General features: G+C 71.3%; 23 protein-coding genes and 1 riboswitch. Of the genes, 16 read left to right on the plus strand and 7 right to left on the minus strand.

The window, feature by feature from the left end; translation table 11 throughout:
• Positions 1 to 439: 439 nt before the first annotated feature.
• Together KXC43_RS25875 and KXC43_RS25880 are read right to left on the minus strand one after the other, a co-directional pair.
• Complete coding sequence (locus tag KXC43_RS25875) at positions 440 to 679, minus strand: DUF7455 domain-containing protein (RefSeq protein ID WP_221378753.1); 240 nt, start codon at positions 677 to 679, stop codon at positions 440 to 442.
• Between the two features lie 244 nt (positions 680 to 923).
• Positions 924 to 2,522 (minus strand): RNA polymerase sigma factor, encoded by a 1,599-nt coding sequence (locus tag KXC43_RS25880; RefSeq protein ID WP_251803402.1) that lies wholly within the window; start codon positions 2,520 to 2,522, stop codon positions 924 to 926.
• 215 nt (positions 2,523 to 2,737) lie between these two features.
• On the opposite strand from KXC43_RS25880, the gene KXC43_RS25885 reads away from it, so the two are divergent.
• The gene (locus tag KXC43_RS25885) at positions 2,738 to 3,568 is read left to right on the plus strand and encodes an inositol monophosphatase family protein (protein WP_308129252.1); all 831 of its coding nucleotides are present in this window, start codon (positions 2,738 to 2,740) and stop codon (positions 3,566 to 3,568) included.
• A 21-nt stretch (positions 3,569 to 3,589) separates the two neighbouring features.
• Here KXC43_RS25885 and KXC43_RS25890 read toward each other — a convergent pair whose 3' ends face one another.
• On the minus strand, positions 3,590 to 4,129 hold the full coding sequence (locus KXC43_RS25890) for a LytR C-terminal domain-containing protein (protein WP_221378755.1): 540 nt from the start codon (positions 4,127 to 4,129) through the stop codon (positions 3,590 to 3,592).
• 370 nt (positions 4,130 to 4,499) lie between these two features.
• On the opposite strand from KXC43_RS25890, the gene KXC43_RS25895 reads away from it, so the two are divergent.
• Together KXC43_RS25895 and KXC43_RS25900 are read left to right on the plus strand one after the other, a co-directional pair.
• Positions 4,500 to 4,796, plus strand: a complete 297-nt coding sequence (locus tag KXC43_RS25895) for a DUF4193 domain-containing protein (RefSeq protein WP_221378756.1) — start codon at positions 4,500 to 4,502, stop codon at positions 4,794 to 4,796.
• A 139-nt stretch (positions 4,797 to 4,935) separates the two neighbouring features.
• Positions 4,936 to 5,754 (plus strand): hypothetical protein, encoded by an 819-nt coding sequence (locus tag KXC43_RS25900; protein WP_255644844.1) that lies wholly within the window; start codon positions 4,936 to 4,938, stop codon positions 5,752 to 5,754.
• Here KXC43_RS25900 and KXC43_RS25905 read toward each other — a convergent pair.
• A complete protein-coding gene (locus KXC43_RS25905; RefSeq protein WP_221378757.1) occupies positions 5,741 to 6,217 on the minus strand; it encodes a DUF3093 domain-containing protein in 477 nt (158 codons plus the stop codon). The two genes, KXC43_RS25900 and KXC43_RS25905, sit on opposite strands and share 14 nt — an antisense overlap.
• Before the next feature lie 91 nt (positions 6,218 to 6,308).
• On the opposite strand from KXC43_RS25905, the gene dut reads away from it, so the two are divergent.
• From dut to KXC43_RS25925, 4 genes are all read left to right on the plus strand, one after another.
• A complete protein-coding gene (gene dut / locus KXC43_RS25910; RefSeq protein ID WP_221378758.1) occupies positions 6,309 to 6,776 on the plus strand; it encodes a dUTP diphosphatase in 468 nt (155 codons plus the stop codon).
• Between the two features lie 18 nt (positions 6,777 to 6,794).
• A complete protein-coding gene (locus tag KXC43_RS25915; protein ID WP_221378759.1) occupies positions 6,795 to 7,484 on the plus strand; it encodes a DUF3710 domain-containing protein in 690 nt (229 codons plus the stop codon).
• 92 nt (positions 7,485 to 7,576) lie between these two features.
• On the plus strand, positions 7,577 to 7,954 hold the full coding sequence (locus KXC43_RS25920; protein ID WP_221378760.1) for an OB-fold nucleic acid binding domain-containing protein: 378 nt from the start codon (positions 7,577 to 7,579) through the stop codon (positions 7,952 to 7,954).
• The gene (locus KXC43_RS25925) at positions 7,951 to 8,736 is read left to right on the plus strand and encodes a DUF3159 domain-containing protein (RefSeq protein ID WP_221378761.1); all 786 of its coding nucleotides are present in this window, start codon (positions 7,951 to 7,953) and stop codon (positions 8,734 to 8,736) included. Before KXC43_RS25920 ends, KXC43_RS25925 begins: the two co-directional genes overlap by 4 nt.
• Here the strand turns inward: KXC43_RS25925 and KXC43_RS25930 are convergent.
• Complete coding sequence (locus tag KXC43_RS25930; protein ID WP_221378762.1) at positions 8,733 to 9,416, minus strand: potassium channel family protein; 684 nt, start codon at positions 9,414 to 9,416, stop codon at positions 8,733 to 8,735. The genes KXC43_RS25925 and KXC43_RS25930 overlap by 4 nt on opposite strands.
• The gene (locus KXC43_RS25935) at positions 9,413 to 10,078 is read right to left on the minus strand and encodes a potassium channel family protein (protein WP_221378763.1); all 666 of its coding nucleotides are present in this window, start codon (positions 10,076 to 10,078) and stop codon (positions 9,413 to 9,415) included. Before KXC43_RS25935 ends, KXC43_RS25930 begins: the two co-directional genes overlap by 4 nt.
• A 112-nt stretch (positions 10,079 to 10,190) precedes the next feature.
• On the opposite strand from KXC43_RS25935, the gene KXC43_RS25940 reads away from it, so the two are divergent.
• The 3 genes from KXC43_RS25940 to KXC43_RS25950 all read left to right on the plus strand — a co-directional run bounded on the left by KXC43_RS25940 (position 10,191) and on the right by KXC43_RS25950 (position 14,243).
• Positions 10,191 to 12,224: an APC family permease gene (locus KXC43_RS25940; RefSeq protein ID WP_221378764.1), complete on the plus strand. Its 2,034-nt coding sequence runs from the start codon at positions 10,191 to 10,193 to the stop codon at positions 12,222 to 12,224.
• A complete protein-coding gene (locus tag KXC43_RS25945) occupies positions 12,221 to 13,474 on the plus strand; it encodes a class I SAM-dependent RNA methyltransferase (protein WP_221378765.1) in 1,254 nt (417 codons plus the stop codon). Before KXC43_RS25940 ends, KXC43_RS25945 begins: the two co-directional genes overlap by 4 nt.
• Before the next feature lie 85 nt (positions 13,475 to 13,559).
• Positions 13,560 to 14,243, plus strand: coding sequence for a carbonic anhydrase (locus tag KXC43_RS25950; RefSeq protein WP_255644846.1), 684 nt, complete (start codon positions 13,560 to 13,562; stop codon positions 14,241 to 14,243).
• Here the strand turns inward: KXC43_RS25950 and KXC43_RS25955 are convergent.
• Positions 14,230 to 15,096 carry a bifunctional 5,10-methylenetetrahydrofolate dehydrogenase/5,10-methenyltetrahydrofolate cyclohydrolase gene (locus tag KXC43_RS25955; protein WP_221378766.1) on the minus strand — a complete coding sequence of 289 codons (867 nt, stop codon included), beginning with the start codon at positions 15,094 to 15,096 and terminating at the stop codon, positions 14,230 to 14,232. The genes KXC43_RS25950 and KXC43_RS25955 overlap by 14 nt on opposite strands.
• Before the next feature lie 15 nt (positions 15,097 to 15,111).
• Positions 15,112 to 15,195, minus strand: a riboswitch (ZMP/ZTP riboswitch).
• A gap of 159 nt (positions 15,196 to 15,354) precedes the next feature.
• Here KXC43_RS25955 and dxs point away from each other — a divergent pair.
• The 6 genes from dxs to KXC43_RS25985 all read left to right on the plus strand — a co-directional run bounded on the left by dxs (position 15,355) and on the right by KXC43_RS25985 (position 23,351).
• On the plus strand, positions 15,355 to 17,271 hold the full coding sequence (gene dxs / locus KXC43_RS25960) for a 1-deoxy-D-xylulose-5-phosphate synthase (RefSeq protein WP_221378767.1): 1,917 nt from the start codon (positions 15,355 to 15,357) through the stop codon (positions 17,269 to 17,271).
• 84 nt (positions 17,272 to 17,355) lie between these two features.
• Positions 17,356 to 18,681, plus strand: coding sequence for an outer membrane protein assembly factor BamB family protein (locus KXC43_RS25965; RefSeq protein WP_221378768.1), 1,326 nt, complete (start codon positions 17,356 to 17,358; stop codon positions 18,679 to 18,681).
• 9 nt (positions 18,682 to 18,690) lie between these two features.
• Positions 18,691 to 20,046, plus strand: coding sequence for an outer membrane protein assembly factor BamB family protein (locus KXC43_RS25970; protein ID WP_221378769.1), 1,356 nt, complete (start codon positions 18,691 to 18,693; stop codon positions 20,044 to 20,046).
• A 33-nt stretch (positions 20,047 to 20,079) separates the two neighbouring features.
• Positions 20,080 to 21,366 (plus strand): outer membrane protein assembly factor BamB family protein, encoded by a 1,287-nt coding sequence (locus KXC43_RS25975; RefSeq protein ID WP_221378770.1) that lies wholly within the window; start codon positions 20,080 to 20,082, stop codon positions 21,364 to 21,366.
• 81 nt (positions 21,367 to 21,447) lie between these two features.
• Positions 21,448 to 22,122 carry a response regulator transcription factor gene (locus tag KXC43_RS25980; RefSeq protein ID WP_133874990.1) on the plus strand — a complete coding sequence of 225 codons (675 nt, stop codon included), beginning with the start codon at positions 21,448 to 21,450 and terminating at the stop codon, positions 22,120 to 22,122.
• The gene (locus tag KXC43_RS25985) at positions 22,119 to 23,351 is read left to right on the plus strand and encodes a sensor histidine kinase (protein WP_221378771.1); all 1,233 of its coding nucleotides are present in this window, start codon (positions 22,119 to 22,121) and stop codon (positions 23,349 to 23,351) included. The genes KXC43_RS25980 and KXC43_RS25985 overlap by 4 nt, the downstream gene beginning before the upstream one ends.
• The last annotated feature ends 45 nt before the right edge of the window (positions 23,352 to 23,396 follow it).

The following is a 23,396-nucleotide window of genomic DNA, read 5'->3' on the forward strand; positions in this document are numbered from 1 at the left end:
GAGCGCGTGTGGCGCTTAGGAGCGGGCCGTGGGGCAGCGAGGGCTGCTGTAAACGCCGCAGGAGCGCGTGTGGCGCTTAGGAGCGGGCCGTGGGGCAGCGAGGGCTGCTGTAAACGCCGCAGGAGCGCGTGTGGCGCTCAGGAGCGGGCGTGGGGCGGTGGCTGCTGTAAACGCCGCAAGAGCGCGTGTGGGCGCCCTACCCTGCCCGTGGGCGCCTACGGGCAGGGTAGGGCCCGCAGGAGCGCGTGTGGGCGCTTGAGAGTGGATGCGGCGCCCGCCCGTCGGTGTGGGTGCGGGGGCTCAAGCGCGGGTACAGGCGCTCAGGGGCAAGTGGGCACGCCGTGAGGTGTGAGTGCTCGAAAGCTTGCGGGGACATAGAAAAGGGGCGCCCCACACCGTGGGCGCCCCTTTCAAGCTTGGGTCGGGGGAACGGGGATATTCAGTTGGAGCTGGACATCATGTCGGCGCCACGCCAGGTGAATTCCGGGTCTGCGGTGAACTGCACTGCGATCTTCACCAGGTCCTCGGCGTACCGGTTGGCGTGGTGTCCGCAGAACACCAGCTCACTGCCACCAGCCAGGGTCAAACGGAGCTTTCCGGCTGCATTGCAGCGGTCGCACCGTTCATCGGCTGCGGTGCCGGCCACACTTCCCGCCGGCGGCGTGAGAGTCGGGGTCATCGCCTTCCTCCTCTGTTCGAACCGATGAACACGTTCCTCGGCTACTGCTCACCATCGTGCAACACCCTGCACCGTTGCGGCCTTCCCACTGTGCCCCGGGGGGACCGAGGTCACACGTGCTGGGCTCTAAGTGTGCCGTGATCCAAGGGTGCCACGTCAACGATCACTTCTGCACAACGGTCTGATCACCACCCGATGATGTACGGGTGGTGACCATTCGGACACTGATTGTTGACCTAATGCCCTAGTCCAGGTAGTCACGCAGGACTTGGGAGCGGGACGGGTGTCGCAATTTCGACATCGTCTTGGACTCGATCTGCCGGATGCGCTCGCGGGTCACCCCGTACACCTGACCGATTTCGTCCAGCGTGCGCGGTTGGCCGTCGGTGAGGCCGAACCGGAGCCGCACCACGCCCGCCTCGCGCTCGGACAGGGTCTGCAACACCTGCTGCAGCTGGTCCTGCAGCAACGAGAACGACACCGCGTCGACCGCGACGACCGCCTCGGAGTCCTCGATGAAGTCGCCGAGCTGGCTGTCGCCCTCGTCGCCGATCGTCTGGTCGAGCGAGATCGGCTCCCGGGCGTACTGCTGGATCTCCAGCACCTTCTCGGGGGTGATGTCCATTTCCTTGGCCAGCTCCTCAGGAGTGGGCTCGCGCCCTAGGTCCTGGAGCAACTCACGCTGTATGCGGCCGAGCTTGTTGATGACCTCCACCATGTGCACCGGGATGCGGATGGTGCGGGCCTGGTCGGCCATGGCGCGGGTGATGGCCTGGCGGATCCACCAGGTGGCGTACGTGGAGAACTTGTAGCCCTTGGTGTAGTCGAACTTCTCGACCGCGCGGATGAGGCCCAGGTTGCCCTCTTGAATGAGGTCGAGGAACGCCATGCCGCGGCCCGTGTAGCGCTTGGCGAGCGACACGACCAGACGCAGGTTGGCCTCGAGCAGGTGGTTCTTGGCCCGCTCGCCGTCCCGGCCGATCCAGCGCAGGTCGCGCTCCATGTTGCGCTCGAGCTTCTCTTCGCCCTCGTCGCAGGCACGCAGACGCTCGGCGGCGTAGAGGCCGGCCTCGATCCGCTTGGCCAGTTCGACCTCCTGCTCGGCGTTGAGCAGCGGGACCTTGCCGATCTGCTTGAGGTAGGCGCGGACCGAGTCGGCCGAGGCCGTGAGCTCGGCGTCGCGACGCGCCTGCTTGAGCGCCTCGGACTCCTCGTCGTCCCACTCGAAGTCGCCGTCGGTGGCCGAGCTGGCGGCGTCGGTCGCGGCTGCGGCGACCATGGCGGCCGGCTCCTCGACGACAACGTCCTCGATCTCGGCGGCGAGTTCCTCGGGGTCGATCTCGCCCTCGGCCGGCGCGCCTTCTTCGCCGGGCTTGCCGGCCTTGGCCGGGCCGGCCGCCTTCTTGGCGGGGACGGCCTTGGCGGCGGCCTTCTTCGCGGGAGCCTTCTTGGCCGCGGTGGCGGGCGTTGCCTCGCCGGCCTCGACTGCGGCGGCCGCCTGCTTCGGCGCCGGCGTCGCCTTGCGGGCGGGGGCGGCCTTGGCGGTGGTGGCCTTGGAGGCCGGGGTGGCGGCGCGGGCGGCCGCGACCTTGCGGCGGGTGCTCACCGAGCCGTCGACGACTACGGTGACACCGGCGTCGACGAGCCCGCGCAGGATCTTCTTGGCCTGAGCCGGATTCACCTCGGCGGACTCGAGCGTGTGCGCGACCTCGGCCGACGTGAGCTGCCCGCCCGCACCCTGTGCATGGGCGATCAGGGCCTCGGTGAGAGAACGAACGTCGGCACCGTTCTGGTGGGCTTCTGTCACGAAAGACCTTCCGGAGGCGAGGATTTGCACGGCCATGAGCCCAGCGCAGCGCACGGCGAGGAGGCTGGCCGGTGTTGGTGTGGGGACCCCCGGGACGCGGACGATCGGTGCTGTGGTGTCCGCGAAGCGGTGGGCAGGGGTGAATTGTAGCGCCGTCGGGCGAGATCCTCCCGCCGCAGCACGCCGCGGGGGCCGCCGACCTCGGTGATGAGGGCCGGCGAGAGAATGCTAACGGCGGAAAGGGCGTACACGTGAGTGAGTTTTCGGCGGCTTCGACCCCATCGACACCCGGCGCTTTGCTAGGGCTCGCGGTCCGGGTGGCCCGCGAGGCCGCGGCCACCGCGCGGCGGATGCGGGCCGAGGCGATCGGCGATGTCCAGACCAAGAGCACCGCCACCGACGTGGTGACGGCGGCCGACAAGGCGGTCGAACGCCAGGTGATCGAGGCCTTGCGAGCGGCCCGTCCCGATGACGACGTGCTGGGTGAGGAGTACGGGACTTCGGCGACGAGCGCCACGAGCGCCGTGCGCTGGATCCTCGACCCGATCGACGGCACGGTGAACTACCTGTACGGGCTGCCGCAGTATGCGGTCTCCCTGGCCGCCGAGCTGGAGGGCGTGGTGGTGGCCGGCGTGGTGGTCAACGCGGCCAACGACGACGAGTGGACGGCGACCCTCGGCGGGGGCGCCTGGCGGGGCGAGAAGCGGCTGCACGGCTCGGCCCCCGGCAGTCTGAGCCAGACTCTGGTCGGCACCGGTTTCGGGTACGACGCGAGGCGGCGCGAGCATCAGGGACGGGTGCTCGCCGGCCTGATCACCCAGGTACGCGACATCCGGCGTTTCGGCTCGGCGGCGCTCGACCTGTGCGCGGTCGCCGAGGGCACGCTCGACGCGTACTACGAGAAGGGCCTCAACCCGTGGGACTGGGCCGCGGGCGGTCTGGTTGCCACCGAGGCCGGGATCGTGGTCTCCGGCCTCGGTGGGGTCGCCCCCGGCATCGACATGCTCATAGCCGCCCCGCCGGCCGTTCACGGCCCCCTGCACGACGCCCTGGCCGCCCTGGACGCGGCCGGCGGCGCCTAGGACCACCGGCGGCGCCTAGGGCTAGGAGTCCTTGTCGGCGGGCTTGACGCAGGCGCCGGGCGGCAGCGTGGGCTCGCCGACCTCGACCAGCGACTGGTTGACCTCGGTGGTGGTGGCGAGCTGGCGGTACTGGTTGCCGATCACGATCTCGATGACCCCGTTCTTGCGCTTGGCGCTGTAGGTCATCTTCGACTGGGCCAGGAAGTAGGCCCGCAGCAGCTGCGCCTTGCCGACCGTGTCCGGCCCGTAGCGGATCTCGGCGACGCCCTTGAGCTTGGACTTGCTCTCGGCCGGCTTCTGGGTGGTGAAGCGCCTGTTCTTGAACTCGTTCGTGACGCTGTCGGCCAGCCCGGGGGTATCCGTGCCGTTCAGCACCTTGACGGTGACTTCGGCGGGATCATCGGGCAGGGTCACGTCGGCGAGGGGCGCTCCGGCCGGACAGCCCTCGCCGGCGGCCGGGCCGCCCTGGGTGTCCTTGACCAGCGCGACGATGACGAACACCACCGCGGCCACGGCAAGCACGCCGACGACGACGAGCGCTCGTACGCGCGCAAAGCTCATGGGGTTGGCTCCAGTGATTCTTGGAATAGGTGCAGCCGGGGGTCTGTGGCCCGCCCGGGGAAGGGGTAGGACCTGTCGAGAGGTTAGCGTCTGTGCGCCAGGCACGCGGAAACAGGGAATACTTCCGGCGCGCCGACGATGATCCAGAGGCTGCTACCCCTACCTTGATGTCGCCTCGGTCACATCGGGAACAATGGGCCGCCCGTGCGCGTACATCACTGCCGCAACAGCGGTAGTGTTCCCCGCTCACCGGGGGTGTTCGGCGTGTCAGGGGCAGTGTCGGAAATCGTCCGGCGGAACCGGGAACCGAAACAACGTCGCTGGCGTTACTAACGCCAAGTGACACATCGATACAGGAGAGTGAAGACCGATGGCCACCGACTACGACGCTCCGCGTCGCGATGAGGTCGACCTCGGCGAGGACAGCCTCGAGGAGCTCAAGGCCCGCCGCGCCGACTCGCAGTCGGGCTCAGTGGATGTCGACGAGGTCGAGGTGGCGGAGAGCTTCGAGCTTCCCGGCGCTGACCTGGCCGACGAGGAGCTCACCGTCAAGGTGCTGCCGATGCAGACCGACGAGTTCCGCTGTGCTCGCTGCTTCCTCGTTCATCACCGCAGCCAGTTGGCCGCGGAGCGGAACGGGGAGCTGATCTGCCGCGAGTGCGCCTGACCAGGCCACTCGCGCAGTGCACCACAACCCGGCCGCGGTTCGCGGTCGGGCGTCAGGCCGTCGCCGGGTTTGACCCGGGGTCGACACGGGGCATCACCATGGAGGCATGAGCCCCGGGGGCGACGACGGGAGGACAACGATGAGCGGAACCGACCACACCGCCGAGACGAGCGATTCGCGGGCCCTGGAGCAGACGACTGCCAAGAACCAGGAGCTGGCCGCGGTCGACGCCGAGCTCGGTGCCACCGTCGCCGCTCTCACCGCCGACGACCTGGAACCGGCCGGTCGGCGGCAACTTCTCGGCCGGCTCGTGGGGGACATCCGCCGGCGGGGGCTCGGTCAGTTGTTCAAGCCCACGGCCGCGATGCGCTGGATGGGGGACGTCGTCGCCGACGTCGCGCCGCATGTGCCCGTCCGCGACATCGAAACACTGCGACGGCACTTCCCCAGCCTGGGCGACGACGACCTGGCCGATCGCCTGATCCGTAACGCGGCCCGTTCGACGGCCGGCGTCGGTGCGGCCGGGGGTGGCGTCGCCGCGGTCGAATGGGTCGCGCCGCCGACCCTGCTCACCGCCCCGGTGCTGCTCGCGGCCGAGACGGTCGCCGTGGTGGCGATCGAGCTCAAGCTCGTCGGCGAGCTGCACGAGATCTACGGGCAGCCGATCCGGGGCGGACTCGGCCAGCGGGCGGGCGCGCTCATCCAGGCCTGGTCGCAGCAGCGCGGGGTCAATCCGCTGGTGCCCGGCGTGGGGGTGGCGTCGGTGCTCGGCACGGCCGCGCGCAAAGAGCTGCAGAGCACCCTGCTGAAGCGGTTCGGGCGCAACCTGACCACCCTGGGCCCGTTGCTGACGGGTGCGGCCGTGGCCGGCTATCTGAACCGGCGGGCCACCCGGAACCTGGGCGAACACATCATGAAGGACCTGCGGAAGAGCCGTCAGAAGGTCATCGACGGCTGAGCAGCGCCGTCGCCAGCTCGACCGGATGGCGGGTGCTGACGATCCAGTACGGCGTGGGGTCGTCGGGGTCGTTGAGCAGCACCTGGACGGCCGGGCCGATCCACGGGCGCTGCACCACGAACGCGAGCGGGTGGGCGCCCACGCCCAGCGCCTCGCGCTTGCCCTCGGCGTCGAGCGCCACCACGTCCTGGACGAACTCGAGCGGCAGCCGGGCGTCGTCGACCTGGAACTCGTCGTCGATCACGGCGACCCGGATGCGACTGGTCCAGATCATGCCGGCCACGGCCAGCGGCACCAGGACGGCGAAGGGCGCCCAGGCCGGCATGTCGGGGAAGCCGAGCAGCACCTCGACCGCGAGGATCGCCACGACCAGCAGCATGACCGGCCAGATCCACCAGGTCAGGTGCAGCCGCTCGGCGTAAGCGGGGGCCGCGGTGGTGCGCGTGGAGGACTCCGGTGTCACCCTGGAAGGGTACGGCGCGCCTCCGCGACGGGGCACGGCAGGATGGCAGGGTGAGTGCCGCCCGCCGCCGCGCCAGTGAGGAATCTTTGCCTTGACCGACGTAGTGATCCCGATCCGCCTTCTCGAGAAGGACCTGCCGCTGCCGGCGTACGCGCACCCGGGCGACGCCGGGGCCGACCTGGTTGCCGCCGAGGATGTCGAACTGGCGCCCGGGCAGCGTGCCAAGGTGCGGACGGGCATCGCGGTCGCCATCCCGGAGGGATATGTCGGCCTGGTGCATCCCCGCTCCGGTCTGGCCGCCCGCCTGGGCGTCACGGTGCTCAACGCGCCGGGTACGGTCGACGCCGGTTACCGCGGCGAGATTCTGGTGATCCTGGTGAACCACGACCCGGCCGGCACGGTCAAGATCTCCCGCGGCGACCGCATCGCCCAGTTGGTCGTCCAGCGGGTCGAGCGGGCGTCGTTCCACGTGGTCGACGAGCTCGACGACACCTCCCGCGGCGCCGGTGGCCACGGGTCGACGGGCGGGCACAGTGCGCTGCCCACCCGACAGGCATGAGATGGAAGGTCAGTAGAGATGTTCTCCCGTAAGCGCGGTGGCCCCAAGCACGTACGTGCGACCGACGCGGCGCCCTCCGAGGCGCTCAAGCAGAGCCTGGCCGCCGGCGACGAGCCCCCGCCGCCCGACCGCGGCCCGTGGGACGCGAGCTACGCCCCCGACGACGTGCAGCGGCTCGACCTGGGCAGCCTGCAGATCCCGGCCGTCGACGGCGTCGAGGTGCGGGTGCAGGCCAACCCCGACGGTGCGGTCGAGCAGATCGTGCTGGTCGACGGCGAGAGCGCGCTCCAGCTCGGGGTCTTCGCGGCGCCGCGCTCCGAGGGCATCTGGAACGAGGTGCGGGCCGAGATCGCCGGGGCGATGACCTCCGACGGCGTGGCGCCCCGCGAGATCGACGGGCCGTACGGCGTCGAGCTGGCCGCCCGGGTGAACACCCCGGAGGGACCGGCCGACGTGCGCTTCGTGGGGGTCGACGGGCCGCGCTGGATGGTTCGCGCGCTCTACCAGGGCGCAGCCGCGGCCGATCCGTCCCGTGAGGGCCGGCTGGGCGAGGTTCTGTCCGGTCTGGTGGTCGTCCGCGACAACGAGGCCCGCCCGGTCCGCGAGGCGCTGCCGCTGCAGCTGCCCAAGGAGATGACCGAGCAGGCCCAGCAGGAACAGGCAGAGCAGGAGCAGGGCCCGGCGACGAACGGCAGCCGGCCCGCCTAGCGGCTCGTGACAGTGGTCACCCAGGGCGTACCTTGTAGGGGCGGCGCGGCGTTGATCCGTGCCGTTCATCCCGTGTGGGGCGAGGAGAGGTCATGACCACCGACGAGCGCACCGGCCTGCGCCGGTTCTTCGACCGGTTGACCGCCACCGATTCCGAGCTCGACGCGCGGGATCTTCAGCGCGAGGTGGCCAAGTGCGGCGCGATGCCGGCCGGCCAGTGCTCCCGGGGGCAGGTCGTCTCGGTGAACGGACGGTTGCGTACGGTGGCATACACTCCCCGCACCAACCTCCCGACGCTCGAGGCCGACCTCTGGGACGGCAGCGACGTCGTGACCCTGATCTTCCTGGGCCGTCGGTCGATCGCCGGCATCGAGCCCGGCCGCCAGCTCACCGCGCGCGGCCGCATCGCGATCAGGGACGACCGTAAGGTCATCTACAACCCGTACTACGAGCTGGAGGCGCCCCGGTGACACCCGGCAGCGAGCCGCGTCACGCCGCGCACGAAACCGTGGAGGAACGGCTCGCCGAGGAGGTCGTCGAGGATCTCGACCTTCATCCGGTGCCGGAGCCCGCGAAGAAGGACGACGGGGAGGAACCCTTCCCCTCGATGTCGGAGCAGATCTCGGAGCAGCTCGGCGGGGTCCGCGGGCTGATCGAGTCGAGCCTTCCGGTGCTGACCTTCGTGATGCTCAACGTGATCCTCGGCGACACCGTGGCCGGGCTCGAGAAGCGTACGGCGCTGTACTGGGCGATCGGCGGCGCGGTCTTCACGGCGCTGGCCATCGGCGCCTTCCGGCTGGCCCGCAAGCAGCCCGTACGCCATGCGGTGAACGGTCTCTTCGGCATCGCGATCGGCGCCTTCCTGGCCTGGCGCACGGGCAACGCCGAGGACTTCTACCTCCCCGGCATCCTGCTCACGTTCGCACAGGCGGCGGCGCTGCTGATCAGCGTGATGGTCCGCAAGCCGATCATCGGCTACGTCTGGGGCATCATGGCCAACAAGGGCCAGCAGGACTGGTTCGGCAACGCGCGCCTGTTCAAGACGTTCCAGTGGCTCACCCTGGTCTGGGTGGTCTCGCTCAGCCTGCGCGCGGGCATCCAGTTCGTGCTGTGGCAGATGGGCGAGGCGAACGCGCTCGGCATCGTGCGCATCCTGATCAGCTGGCCGATCTACGCCGCCACGTTCGCCTTCACCGCGTGGGCCATCCACCGCGTGACCAGCGAGCAGAAGGCAGCTGAGACCACCGCCTAACCGAGCTCGCGGCCCTCGCTGCCGAGCACGACGGCGCGGATCTGGTCCTCCACCTCGGCCGTGCAGACGAAGATCAGCTCGTCCCCGGCCTCGAGCGGGTCGTCGGCCGTGGGCACCATGACCCGCTTGCCGCGCAGGATGGCCACCAGCGCCGAGTCGCGGGGGAGCGGCACGTCGCGGACGGGCTGACCCTCGTACGGGGCGTTCCGGGGCAGGGTGATCTCGACCAGGTTGGCCTCGCCCTGGCGGAAGGTCATCAGGCGGACGAGGTCGCCGACGGTGACCGCCTCCTCGACCAGGGCGGCCATCAGGCGCGGCTTGCTGACCGAGACGTCGACGCCCCACTGCTCGGTGAACAGCCACTCGTTCTCGGCCCGGTTGACCCGGGCCACCACGCGCGGCACGGCGAACTCGGTCTTGGCCAGCAGCGAGACGACCAGGTTGGCCTTGTCGTCGCCGGTGGCCGCCACCACGACGTCGCAACCGGCCACGTCGGCCTCCTCGAGGCTGCTCAGCTCGCACGCGTCGGCCAGCACCCAGTCGGCCTCGGGCACCCGCTCGGGCCGCAGCTGGCGGGGCTGGCGCTCGATGAGCATGACCTGATGGCCGTTGCCGATCAGCTCCTGCGCGATCGAGCGGCCCACGTTGCCGGCTCCGGCGATGGCGATCCGCATGGTCACAGCCCCTCACTGGTCGCGCCGGAGGCGACGTCGAGCACGGCGCCCACCGTCTCGTCGGTGACCAGCATGAACACCTGGTCGCCGTCCTGCAGCACGGTGGACGGGGTGCCCAGGGTGCCCATGCCGAACCGCATCAGATAGGCCACCCGGGCGCCGGAGAGCTCCTCGAGCGACTTGAGCGTGCGGCCGACCCAGTCGCGGTGCAGCGGCGCCTCGACGATCGAGACCACGCTGGTCGGGTCGCGGAACACCTCGACCGTGCCCTCGGGGACCAGGTGGCGCACCATCCGGTCGGCCGCCCAGCGGATCGTGGCCACGGTGGGGATGCCCAGACGCTCGTACACCTGGGCCCGTTTCTGGTCGTAGATGCGGGCCACGACCCGGGAGACGCCGAACGTCTCGCGGGCCAGCCGAGCGGAGATGATGTTGGAGTTGTCGCCGCTGGAGACGGCCGCGAACGCGTCGGCCCGCTCGACGCCGGCCGCCCGCAGCACGTCGCGGTCGAAGCCGACCCCGGTCACCGTGGTGCCGCGGAAGTCGGAGCCCAGGCGGCGGAAGGCGTCCGGGTTCTGGTCGATGACGGCGACCGAATGGCCCCGTTCCTCGAGGTTGTGAGCGAGCGTCGAACCGAGCCGCCCGCACCCCATGATCAACACGTGCACGTGTCGTGCCCTCCCCGGATCGTGCTCCTGGTGAGAGATTGCCATGCGGCCGCCAGAGCCGGTGGGCGGGGCGGGGCACAGGCCTCGAGGTGCGGCCGTACGCTTTGCACTCGTGGCCAGTCCGACCTCCCTCGCGAAGCGGCTGCTGCTCGGCCGGCCGTTCCGTTCCGACCGGCTGCAGCACACCCTGCTGCCCAAGCGCATCGCTCTGCCGGTCTTCGCCAGCGACGCCCTCTCGAGCGTGGCCTACGCGCCCGACGAGATCCTGCTGACGCTGTCGATCGCCGGGGCCGGGGCCTACTACATCTCGCCCTGGATCACCCTGGCCGTCGCGGTCGTGATGGTCACCGTGGTCGCCAGCTACCGCCAGAACGTCCACGCCTACCCCTCGGGCGGCGGCGACTACGAGGTCGCCACGGTCAACCTGGGCCCGCGGGCCGGGCTTGGCGTGGGTAGCGCGTTGCTGGTCGACTACATCCTGACCGTGGCCGTGTCGACCACGGCCGGCGTGACCAACCTGGGCTCGGTCGTGCCGTTCGTCGCCGAGCACAAGGTGGCCTTCGCGGTCGGCGCGATCGCCCTGCTCACCGCGCTCAACCTGCGCGGGCTGCGGGAGTCGGGGACGGCGTTCGCGGTGCCGACGTACGCGTTCATCGTTGTGATCGTCGGCATGATCCTCACCGGGCTGTTCCGGATCTACGTGCTCGGCGAGGACCTCCGGGCGCCCAGCGCGGGCCTGGTCATCGCGGCCGAGGAGGACCATCTCACCAGCTTCGGTTTCGCCTATCTGCTGCTTCGCACGTTCTCGTCCGGCTGCGCCGCGCTCACCGGTGTCGAGGCGATCTCGAACGGCGTGCCCGCGTTCAAGCCGCCCAAGAGCCGGAACGCCGCGACCACGCTGATGCTGCTGGGCGGCCTCTCGATCGTCATGCTGGTCGGCATCGTGCTGCTGGCGCGGGCCACCCACCTGCAGTACGTCGAGGACCCGACCCTGCAGATCGTGTCCGGCCCGGCGAACTACGTGCAGCATCCGGTCACCGCCCAGCTCGGCGAGACGATCTTCGGGTCGGGGTCGATCCTGCTCTACGTGGTCGGCGCGGTCACCGCCCTGATCCTCTTCCTGGCCGCCAACACCGCGTTCAACGGCTTCCCGGTGCTCGGCTCGATCCTCGCCCAGGACCGCTACCTGCCCCGCCAGCTGCACACCCGCGGCGACCGGCTGGCCTTCAGCAACGGCATCATCTTCCTGGCCATCGCGGCGATGATCCTGGTGGTGGCGTTCCAGGCCGAGACGACCCGGCTGATCCAGCTCTACATCGTGGGCGTCTTCGTGTCGTTCACGCTTTCGCAGGCCGGCATGATCCGGCACTGGAACCGGCTGCTGCGCACCCAGCGCGACCCGGAGAAGCGGCGCCGGATGATGCGGTCGCGGGCCATCAACACGTTCGGGATGGGCCTCACCGGCACCGTGCTGATCATCGTGTTGATCACGAAGTTCCTGCTCGGCGCGTGGATCGCGATCGCCGCCATGGTGGCCATCTACGGGCTCATGGTGGCCATCCGCAAGCACTACACAAGGGTGGCGCGCGAGCTGGAACCGACCGAGGAGCGGCCCGTGCTGCCCTCCCGCAACCACGCGGTCGTGCTGGTCAGCAAGGTGCACATGCCCACCCTGCGCGCGGTGGCGTACGCGCAGGCGACCCGGCCCGACACGCTGACCGCGGTCACCGTGAACGTGGACGACAAGGACACCCGGACGATCCAGGACGAGTGGGAGCGCCGCCAGATCCCGGTGCCGCTCGCCGTCGTCGACTCGCCGTACCGGGAGATCACCGGCCCGATCATCGACTTCGTCAAGGGCGTGCGCCGCGGCTCCCCCCGCGACGTGGTCACCGTCTTCGTGCCGGAATACGTGGTCGGCCGCTGGTGGGAGAATCTGCTGCACAACCAGAGCGCCCTGCGCATCAAGGCCCGGTTGCTGTTCGAGCCGGGCGTCATGGTCACCAGCGTGCCCTGGCAGCTGCGCTCCAGCCAGGACAGGGACCTCGACCGTTTCGACCAGAACCTGACCCGGGTGCCGGCCCGCGGGCCCCGCGTGCGGGCCGCCGAGCCCCCGGTCGACCAGGAGACGGAGTCGCGCTCGTGAATTCACTGGAAGAGGGCGAACGCGTCGAGCTCACCGTCGGCGCCCCCGCCCACGGCGGGCATTGCGTCGCGCGGGTGGGCGGCGAGCACGGCCAGGTCGTGTTCGTGCGGCACGCGCTGCCCGGCGAGCGGGTCACCGCCGAGATCACCGAGCTGCACAAGGGCTTCCTGCGGGCCGACGCGGTCGAGATCCACGAGGCTTCGGCCGACCGGGTCGAGCCGCCCTGCCCGTACGCCCGCCCGGGCGCCTGTGGCGGCTGCGACCTGCAACATGCCTCGGGCGAGGCGCAACGGCGATGGAAGGCGTCCGTCGTCGAGGAGCAACTGCGGCGGCTGGCCAAACTGCGCCGGGAGGTGCACGTCGAGGAACTGCCGGGCGGGCTGCTGGGCTGGCGCAGCCGTGTGCGGTACGCGGTCGACGCGGCCGGCCGGGCCGGGCTGCTCAAGCACCGCTCGCACGAGGTGGTGGACATCGACCGCTGCCGCATCGCGCATCCCGCGATCCAGAAGCTCGACCTGCTGCGGCGGGAATGGCCCGAGGCCGACGCGCTGGAGGCGGTGGCGACCACCGGTGGCGACGTGACCGTACTGGCCCGCCCGACCGGCACCGGGGGCCTGCTGCCGCCGGACGACCCGGCTGAGGGCACGACGCTGGGCGGCGGCGGTCGGCAGCTCGTCGAGGGCCCGGCCGAGGTGACCGAACGGGCCGCCGGGCGCACCTGGCGGGTGCCGCCGGAGGGCTTCTGGCAGGTGCATCCGGCGGCGGCCGAGACGCTGGTGGCGGCGGTGGTCGAGATGCTGCGGCCGGCCGAGGGCGAGAGCATGTGGGACCTCTACGGCGGGGCCGGGCTGTTCGCGGCGGCCGTCGCCGGGCACACCCACGGCCGTACGACGGTGGTCGAGTCCTCCTCGGCCGGCGTGGCCTCGGCCCGGACGAATCTGGCCGACCTGCCGCACGCCGAGGTGGTGCAGGCCCGGGTCGACTCCGCGCTGCTGCGCCGCCGGGTGACCGGCCCGGTCGACCTCGTCGTGCTCGACCCGCCCCGGGCGGGCGCCGGGGCCAAGGTCGTGCGTGCGGTCGTGGCGGCGGCGCCCCGCGCGGTGGCCTACGTGGCCTGCGACCCGGCCTCGCTGGCGCGCGACATCAACACGTTCCAGGAGCTGGGCTGGCGCCTGACTGCGTTGCGGGCCTTCGACCTCTTCCCGATGACCCAGCACGTGGAGTGCGTCGCGCTGCTGTCACGATCATGACAGCCCACCCATGACATCTGTCATGGGTGAGCCGGCGACAGCTATCCATAAACTCCGATCGCTTCCGCCACGATCGGAGAATCTGTTGTCACTCGGACGCCGTTCCCTGCTCGCCGCCGGCGCGACCGCGCTCGCCGCGACCGTCGTTCCCGCCTCCTCCGCCGAGGCTGCCCCGGCGCCACCCGCGACCTTCGACGAGGCCGTACGGGAGCTGCTGCGCGGCAACCGCCGCTTCGTCACCGGGCACACCCGTCACCCGCACCAGAACGTCGCGGCCATCCACCGGCTGGCCGCCGCCCAGGACCCGTTCGCGGTCGTGCTCGGCTGCGCCGACTCCCGGGTCGCCTCCGAGATCCTGTTCGACCAGGGGCTGGGCGACATCTTCGACAACCGGGTGGCCGGCAACATCGTCGACGACCTGCTGCTGGGCAGCATCGAGTACGCCGTCGAGCACTTCGACCCGCCGCTGCTGCTGGTGCTCGGGCACGAGCGCTGCGGCGCGGTCTCGGCCACCGTCGACCTGATCCGCTCGGGCGGCGAGGCGCCGGGGCACATCGCCGCCATCGTCGACGCCCTGCGCCCGATCGTGGAGCCGGTGCTCGCGCAGCCCGGCGACGCCGTCGAGAACGGCGTCCTGGCCAACGTGCGGGCCCAGGTCGCCGCGCTCCTCGCACAGAGCGACATCGTGCGCGAGAAGGTCGAGGCCGGCCACTTGGGCGTGGCCGGCGCGCGCTACGACCTGGACACCGGGAAGGTCACGCTGCTGTAGCGACAGCGCGCTCGGCGGCGGTGATCGCGTTGCGGAACAGCATCGCCACCGTCGTCGGGCCCACCCCGCCCACGCGCGGGGTGATGGCTCCGGCGACCTCGGCGCACTCCTCGGCCACATCGGGCAGCAGGCGCTTGCCCTCGTAGCGGACACCGGCGCCGATCACCGTCGCGCCCGGGCGGACGTGCTCGGGCTGGATGATGCCGGGCACGCCCGCGGCGGCGATGAGGATCTCGGCCCGCTTGGTGTAGCGGGCCCAGTCCGGCACGCCGGTGTGCACCACGGTGACGGCGGCGTTGGCTGTCGGGCGCTTCTGGGCGAGCAGCATGGCCAGCGGGCGGCCCAGCGTGGCGCCCCGGCCGAGGATGACGACCTCGTGGCCGGCGACCGGGATCTCGTAGTGGGCCAGCAGCGCCTCGATGCCGGCCGGGGTGCAGGGCAGCGGGCCGGGCAGGCCGACGGCCAGGCGGCCCATGTTGAGCGGGTGCATGCCGTCGACGTCCTTGTCGGGGTCGAGGGTCTGCAGCGCCGCGTCGTAGTCGAGGTGGGCCGGGATCGGGTATTGGATCAGCACCCCGTGCACGCTCGGATCGGCGTTCAGCTCGGCGATCACCTCGAGCAACTGCTGCTGGGTGGTGTCGCCGGAGAGGTGCCGGTGCGGGGACTCGAAGCCCAGCTCGGCTGCCTGCCGCTGCTTGATGCGGATGTAGCCGGCGCTGGCGTCGTCGTCGCCCACGAGCACGGTGGCCAGGCTGGGCGTGACGCCCTGGGCCTTCAGCTTGGCAGCGCGCTCGGAGACGTCGGCCAGGACCGCCTCGGCGACCGGAGCGCCGGGAAGTAGGCGTGCGGACATGCGACCCCCTTGTCGCACGGGGGCCCAGGCGGTCGACTCCCCGTGACAGGCTCCCCGATGGTCGATCCATCCCCGGTGCCGCCAGTCGCGTGCCCCAAGTCTGCCCGACGCTGCCCCAGTCTTTGATACCGGGTTGTTACTGTGCGGTAGATCACCGCAAGATCCCAGGTCACGCACATGTGTCGGTTGTGTGTAGGAGCTGGGGGCGGCCCTTCGGACGGGATGCGTTGTCGCCCCACGCCGATAGACTTCGACCCCATGAGCGACGTCTCCGCCTCTGACGGCATCCTGGCCAGCATCACCTCTCCGGGTGACCTCAAGCGCCTCACCCCCGAGCAGCTGACCCTCCTGGCGGCGGAGATTCGCGATTTCCTGGTGGCCAAGGTGTCCCGCACCGGCGGCCACCTGGGTCCCAACCTCGGCGTGGTCGAGACCACCCTGGCCATCCACCGGGTCTTCGACTCGCCGCGCGACCGTGTGCTCTTCGACACCGGTCACCAGGCGTACGTCCACAAGATCGTCACCGGCCGGCAGGGTGGCTTCGACCTGCTGCGCCAGCGCGGCGGCCTGACCGGCTACCCGAGCCGGGCCGAGAGCGAGCACGACTTCATCGAGAACTCGCACGCCTCGACCGCCCTGTCCTACGCCGACGGCATGTCCAAGGCGTTCGCCCTGCGCGGCGAGGACAGGCACGTCGTGGCCGTGGTCGGCGACGGCGCACTCACCGGCGGCATGTGCTGGGAGGCGCTCAACAACATCGCCGCGGCCAAGAACCGCCTGGTCATCGTCGTCAACGACAACGGCCGCTCGTACGCGCCGACGATCGGCGGCCTGGCCGACCACCTCTCCACGCTGCGCCTCAACCCGGGCTACGAGAAGGTGCTCGACCTGGTGAAGGACGCGCTGGGCTCGACCCCGGTGGTGGGCAAGCCGGTCTACGAGGTGCTGCACGCGGTCAAGCGCGGCATCAAGGACGCGGTCAGCCCGCAGCCCATGTTCGAGGACCTCGGCATCAAGTACATCGGCCCGGTCGACGGCCACGACCAGCAGGCCATGGAATCGGCGCTGCGCCGGGCCAAGGGCTTCGACGCGCCGGTCATCGTGCACTCGGTCACCCGCAAGGGCTACGGCTACCGGCCCGCCGAGCAGGACGAGGCCGACTGCCTGCACAGCCCGGGCAGCTTCGACGCCGAGACCGGCAAGCTGCTCGCCTCGGCCAAGCTGAAGTGGACCAACGTCTTCGCCGACGAGCTGGTCAAGATCGCTGACGAGCGGCCCGACGTGGTGGGCATCACCGCCGCCATGGCCGAGCCGACCGGCATCGCCGCGCTGGCCAAGAAGTACCCCGAGCGGGCGTACGACGTCGGCATCGCCGAGCAGCACGCGGTGACCAGCGCGGCCGGCCTGGCCATGGGCGGCCTGCACCCGGTGGTCGCGGTCTACGCCACGTTCCTCAACCGGGCCTTCGACCAGGTGCTGCTCGACGTGGCGATGCACGAGCTGCCGGTCACCTTCGTGCTCGACCGGGCCGGCATCACCGGCCCCGACGGCCCCAGCCACTACGGCATCTGGGACATGAGCGTCTTCGGCGTCGTGCCCGGCCTGCGCATCGCGGCGCCTCGCGACGAGGCCACGCTGCGCGAGGAACTGCGCGAGGCGGTCGCCGTCGAGGACGGCCCGACGATCGTCCGCTTCCCGACCGGCGCCGTGCCGGCCGCTCTGGCCGCGGTGCGCCGCGTCGGCCAGGTCGACGTGCTGCGCGAAGACGAGACCAAGGACGTGCTCCTGGTTGCGGTCGGCTCGTTCGCCGGGCTGGGCCTCGAGGTGGCCGACCGCCTGGCCGGGCAGGGCTTCGGGGTCACCGTGGTCGACCCGCGCTGGGTCCGCCCGGTGCCGATCGAGCTGACCGGCCTGGCCGCTCAGCACCGTCTGGTCGTCACGCTGGAGGACGGCGTGCGGGCCGGCGGTGTGGGCGATGCGGTGGCCGGCGCCCTGCGCGACGCGGGTGTCGAGGTGCCGCTGCGCGACTTCGGCGTGCCCGCCGGGTGGCACCCGCACGGCACCCGGGCCGAGCTCCTGACCGAACTCGGCCTCACCGCGCAGGACATCTCCCGCGACGTCACCGAGTGGGTGTCGAAGCTGGCCGACCAGCCGGAGCTTCAGCGCAAAGCGTGATTCACGGCTCCGATAATTCGGCGATAGCCCCGCGAACCGGACCAGCGCGGGGCATCACCGTTATCTGCTCGTTACCTTTGGAACATGACGGTGCAGAGCAACACGGTGATCATCGATCTGGGTCTCGAACGCGGAGAACCTGATTCGTACGATTCGCCGCAACGCTCGGTGTTCCCGATCTGGTTCCCGGCCGCCGTCCTGGCCGCGCTCGTGCTGTTCACCGCGGGCTCGTCGATGGCGCCCGCCAAGGCGCCGCTCACCGAGGTGTTCAGCCTGCAGGTCGGGCCGGCCGACGCGTACGCGCTGACCGACGACGGCCGCCTGCTGGCCCAGACCTTCGGCATGCTCAGCGCCTACAACCTGAGCGACGGCGGGACGCAGTGGGAGGCCGGACAGACCGCCCCCGCCTTCCGGCTGCGGCTCGGCTCCGGCCTGATCCTGATGCGGCCGTGGACCATCGGCTCGCGCGACCCCGGCACCACCGCGATCTCGCTCGCCGACGGCAGCGAGCGGTGGAGCCGGTCGGGCACCGTGGTCACCCTGGCCGGGTCGCCGACCTTGCTCGCCGCCTCGCCCACCCGCAGCATGGGCGGGGCCGCCCGGCGGGTGCAGGGGCCGGTCGAGGCGATCGACCCGCTGACCGGGAGCACCCGCTGGACCGTCGACGTGCCGTCCAGCGCCGTGCTGGTCGGGCTGCCCGGCCCGGGCGACTCCGGCACCCGCATGCTGCTGGTGCACGACGACCGCACGATGGCCGTGCACGACCTGGTCACCGGGGAGCGGCTGGCCACCGCCGCGGTGCCGCCGGCCGACTACGACCCGAGCAACCCGGTGGTGGTCGACGGGACGATCCTGCTGCGGCACCCCGGCCGGCCGAACATGGAGTTCTCGGCGTACGACGGAGTGACCCTGCGCAACCTGTGGTCACAACCGGCCGACGGCTACTACGAGATCGAGGCGTGCGGGATTCTGGCCTGCCTCACCGGACCGGACGGGATGCGCGCGATCGACCCGGCGACGGGGGACGTGCGCTGGACCAACCCGCAGTGGCGGGGCGTCCAGCAGTTCGGCAACCAGTTCGTCGCCTACGGGTCGGCCGAGAACACCCAGCCGCTCGGCCTGATCGACCCGGACACGGGGCAGCTCGAGGTCGACCTCACCGGCTGGCGCCCGATCTACGGCGCAGCCGGTTCCAGTGGTGTTCAGCACGAGGACCACCTGCTGGTCACCCGTTCGGAAGAGGTCGGAGGCCGTACCATGGTCGCCGTCGCCCAGCCGGGCGAGACGCAGCCACGGCTGCTGGGACCGCTGCCGGCCGGCACGGGCGACTGCCAGGCCGCACCCGGGCGGCTGGTGTGCCGCTCGATGTACGGCCAGCTTGTCGTCTGGGCGTACGACCGGAAGGGGTAGGCGTTGGCGGTGATCGAGCTGGACCTGACCGCCCAGCCCGACCCGACGCTCACCGCGCCGCCGCCCGCGCACCGCTACCGCGTCCCCGGCCTGGTGCTGGCGGCCTTGCTCGTGCTCGCCATCGGCGGGGCGGCTCCGGTCCACCCCGTGCTCTGGCGTTACCTCGGCGCCGTGCCCGCGCCCGGCGGTCCCGAGACGCCGTTCCAGCTCACCGGCGGCCGGGTCTACACCGTCGCGGTGCACGGCTCCGAGCGGGTGACCACCGCCTGGAGCATCGCCGAGCCCCCACGGGAGCTGTGGCGCAACCAACTGCGGGTGACCCTCGCCGACCCCGACGACATGGGCTGGGGCGGGCTCGAGGCCCAGCAGGCGGCCGACGTGGTGCTCTTCTCCTACCGGAACGTCACCTCCGTCGTCGACGCGGGCAGCGGCCGGACGCGGTGGACGTCGCCGGCGACGATCACGCCGCTGCCGGGTGGCCGGGCCGGCGTGGTGCAGCAGCACGAGTTCCGTCCGGGCACGGTCTACGACCAGGCGTCGGGCGAGCCCGGCCAGCTGTTCTTCTCGGCCACCGGCGTACCGCACACCGAGCCCCCGCTGCGCACCGACGTGCGCGGCGTCGACCTCGGCACCGGCCGGACGCTCTGGACCGTGAGCGCGCGCGGGGCGGTGAGCGTGACGGTCGCACCGGGCGACGAGCCGGCGCTGCTGATGCTCTCGTCCGACCGGCTCCAGCGCATCGACGGTACGACCGGCGCTGTCGTGCGGGCCACGCCGCTGCCACCGGTCAACGGGGCCGGGCCGTCCGGGGGCGCCCTGGTCGACGGGCTCATGGCGGTCGCGTACGGCCGGGACGGCATCGTCACCGAGGAGGTCGCCTACTCGGCCGACACCGTCGAGCGGCGCTGGTCGCGACCCGTGCCCGCAACAATGGTCGACCCGGCCAGCTGCACCGGCCTCTTCTGCTCGGGCGAGCGGCGGAAGCTCGACGTGCTCGACCCCCGCACGGGGCAAGCGCGCTGGCGGGCCCCCGACGACGTCGACCTGAGCAAGCAGGACGGGTACGTGATCGAGTGGAACAGCGAGTCGGGGCTGCCGATGCGGCTCGCCGACCCGGCCACCGGCGCCACCCGGGTCGACCTGACCGGCTGGCAGAACGAGGTGCTCGGCCGGCCCGGCCAGCCCATGGTGCTGCGGCGCGGCCTCGACGCCGGCGCCAGCACCTTCGGCGTGGTGCTCCCGCGCAGCGACGTGATCCAGCCGCTCGGCGAGACCGGCGGCCCGGTCAGCGACTGCGCCTCCGACGAGCAGCACGTGGTGTGCCGCACGGACGGCGGTCTGCGAATCTGGGCCTATCGGGCCTGACCCACCCAGCGCCACAATGGGCGGGGGTGCGCCGTGGCGAACGGAGTCATCGAACTCGGCGAGGTGCCCCGCGAGGCACCGCCCGAGGCCGCCCAGGCCGACCGGCTGGTTCCGCGCCGGGCCTTGCTGGCGTTGCTGTCCATTGCCCTGCTGGCCCTGGTCACGGCGGGCGCGCCGGTGCCGGTCCGTCCCTCGCCGACGATCGTGCCGGCCCGGCTCGGCGACACCACGTTCCTCAGCGGCGACCGGATGCTGCTGGTCAGCGGCTCGGCGACGCTCGTGTCGCAGGTGAGCCGGCGCGTCGTCCGGAACTTCACCCTGCCCGCCGCGCGGCTGCTCAGCACCACCACGGTGACCGTCTCGGGCGGCATCAACCAGGTGCTGCTCGTGGGCGGCACGATGGTCGTCTCGTACCAGGTCGACGCGAGCGGCATCTGGGCCGCGGTGGCGGTCACCGAGGGCACGGACCACATCCGGTGGCGGCGCACGGCCCGGCTGATCGCCGTTTCCGCGCCCGACAACCTGGTGCTGCTCGGCACCGACGACGCTGTGCTCGGGGTCGATCTGCGGACCGGCGCCACCCGCTGGAAACTGCCCCGGCCGGCGGACGGCTACATCGCCGAGACCGGCTGGGAGGGCGACTTCCCGAGCTGGCTGGTGCTGCTGAGCGATTCCGGCCGGTTGGAGAGCCGCGACCCGCACACCGGCGCGCTGATCGCCACCCGGACGCTGCCGCCGCGCCCCGGACGGGCCAACGGGCTGGTCTGGCCGGTCGACGACCTGGTCATGGCCGACGAGGGTGCGGCCGGCTTCGGGGCGTACCGGCTGCCCGGGCTGACGCCGCTCTGGCACACCCGGGCCGATCTGTCGACGAGCTGGATGCAGGCCGGCTGCGGCCGGTTGATCTGCACCTTTCAGCATCAGCGGGGGATGACGGCGATCGACCCGGCGACGGGGCGCGAGTTGTGGCGGTCCTCCCAATACGCGTACGCGGACGGGGTCGGCGACTATCTGCTGGCCACCCGGGCCGAGCGGGGACTGGACGAGCCCGGCCTGTGGGTGCTCGACCCGGCGACCGGCCAGGTCCGGGGCAACTTCGGCCGCTGGGAGTACCTCGCCGGCACCGGGGACGGGCGGTTCTACGGAAAGCTCGACGTGCGCGGCTCGTACCTGCTGCACTACGCGATCCTCGACCCGGCCACCCTTTCGGTCCGCCTGCTCGGCACGGCCGACGACGTGTCCAACAGCTGCCAGGCCGCCGCCGGTCTGCTCATCTGCCGCCTGGTCGACGCGAACGTCGCCCTGTGGAGGCTTCGGTAGCCTTCAACCTGCGGCCTCTTCACGTCCGGTTCACCTCGGGTCGGCGAGGCTGTGACCGGCGAGCTTGACGGAGGAACTGCGGTGCGGGTGCTGGTGGTCGAGGACGAGCGGAACCTCTGTGACGCGATCGCGCGCGGGCTGCGCCGCAAGGGGATGGCGGTCGATGTCGCGTACGACGGGCTGCAGGGACACGAAATGGCCTACGTGACCCGGTACGACGTGGTGGTGCTCGACCGCGACCTGCCCGGCATGCACGGCGACGAGATCTGCGCGGCCCTGGTCGAGTCGGGCGCGCTGACCCGGGTGCTCATGCTGACCGCCAGCGGCACGGTCGCCGACCGCGTCGAGGGGCTGCAGCTCGGCGCCGACGACTACCTGGCCAAGCCGTTCGCGTTCGAAGAGCTGGTGGCCCGGGTGCAGGCGCTGGGCCGGCGAGCCACCCCGGCCGCCCCGCCCGTGCTCACCGTGGGCAACCTGGTGCTCGACCAGACCCGCCGGGTGGTGACCCGCGGCGGCACCCCGATCGAACTCACCAACAAGGAGTTCGGCGTGCTCGAAGAGCTGCTCAAGGCGCGGGGCGGCGTGGTGTCGAGCGAAGAGCTGCTGGAACGGGTGTGGGACGCCAACACCGACCCCTTCACCACGACCGTACGGGTGACCGTGATGACGCTCCGCAAGAAGGTGGGCGATCCGCCGCTGATCGAGACCGTCGTCGGCGCGGGCTACCGGGTGCCCGAACCGGTCGTCCTCTCATGACGGTCTACCCCGGCCGGGCCAAACGAAGCCCGGGCTTCACCCTGCGGCCCACCCTGAAGCTCCGGCTCACCCTGCTCAACGGCATCCTGCTGGTCGGCGCGGGCGCGATCCTGGTCGTACTGGCCTGGCTGCTCGTCGGCGACGTGATGCACCCCGGCGTCGACCTGCAGCCCGGCTCGACGGTCACGCTCACCAACGGCGCCGTGGTCGACGCCCAGGGCTGGCAGGAGAGGCTGGTCGAGCAGGCGTCGCGCGAGATGCTGGTCAAGGGCCTGGTCGCCTTGGTGGCGATCGGGATCATCGGCATCGCCGGGGCGTACGCGGTGGCCGGCCGGGCGCTGCGGCCGCTGCACACGGTCACGCAGACCGCGCGCCGGCTGGGCGAGGAGACCCTCGACCAGCGGATCAAATACTCCGGCGCCGACGACGAGGTGGCCGAACTGGCCCGTACGTTCGACGCCATGCTCGACCGGCTGGCCGGCGCGTTCGAATCCCAGAAGCGCTTCGTGGCCAACGCCTCCCACGAGCTGCGCACGCCACTGGCCGTGATGCGCACCGAGATCGACGTGACGCTCAGCGACGACGAGGCCGACGTGGCCGAATACCGCCGGATGGCCAAGGTGGTCCGCAACGCGTCGGAACGGGCCAACGGCCTGGTGGACGCGCTGCTGGTGCTGGCCCGCTCCGAAGCACAGTCGGGCCGGCGACTGGTACGCAAGGTGCCGGCCGACCTGTCGATGAGCGCGACTACGGCCCTGTCGGCCGTGAAGGCCGAAGCCGAACGGTTGAAGCTCGAGGTGACCACCGATTTGCAGCCGGCGCCGGTGGTGGGGGATCCGTCGCTGCTGGACCGGCTGGCGGGGAATCTGATCGAGAACGCGATCCGCTACAACCACCTGCTGGGGCGGTTGTGGTTGCGCACCTCGACGATCAACGGGCAGGCCCGGCTGGTGGTGGGCAACACCGGCTATGAGGTGGAGCCGGGGGATGTGCCTGGGTTGTTCGAGCCGTTCCGTCGTGGGGGATGGGAGCGTACGGGGTCTCGGGGGTCTGGGTTGGGGCTTTCTATTGTGCGGGCGGTTTGTGATGCCCATGGGGGGACTGTGTCGGCTGTGGCTCAGGATGGCGGTGGGCTGGAGGTGACTGTTTCGCTGCCTACTGCGGATGCCACGCCGGTTGTGGCTGCTTCTGCTTCGGTGCCTCGGGCCAAGGGGTTGGGGATCGCTTAGTCGGCGCCCCAGCGTGTCTTGCTCGAAAGGTGGCGCATGCTGTCG

Origin of the sequence: Paractinoplanes polyasparticus, from assembly GCF_019710575.1 — a bacterium.
In the GTDB taxonomy this organism is placed as follows: Bacteria; Actinomycetota; Actinomycetes; order Mycobacteriales; family Micromonosporaceae; genus Actinoplanes; species Actinoplanes polyasparticus.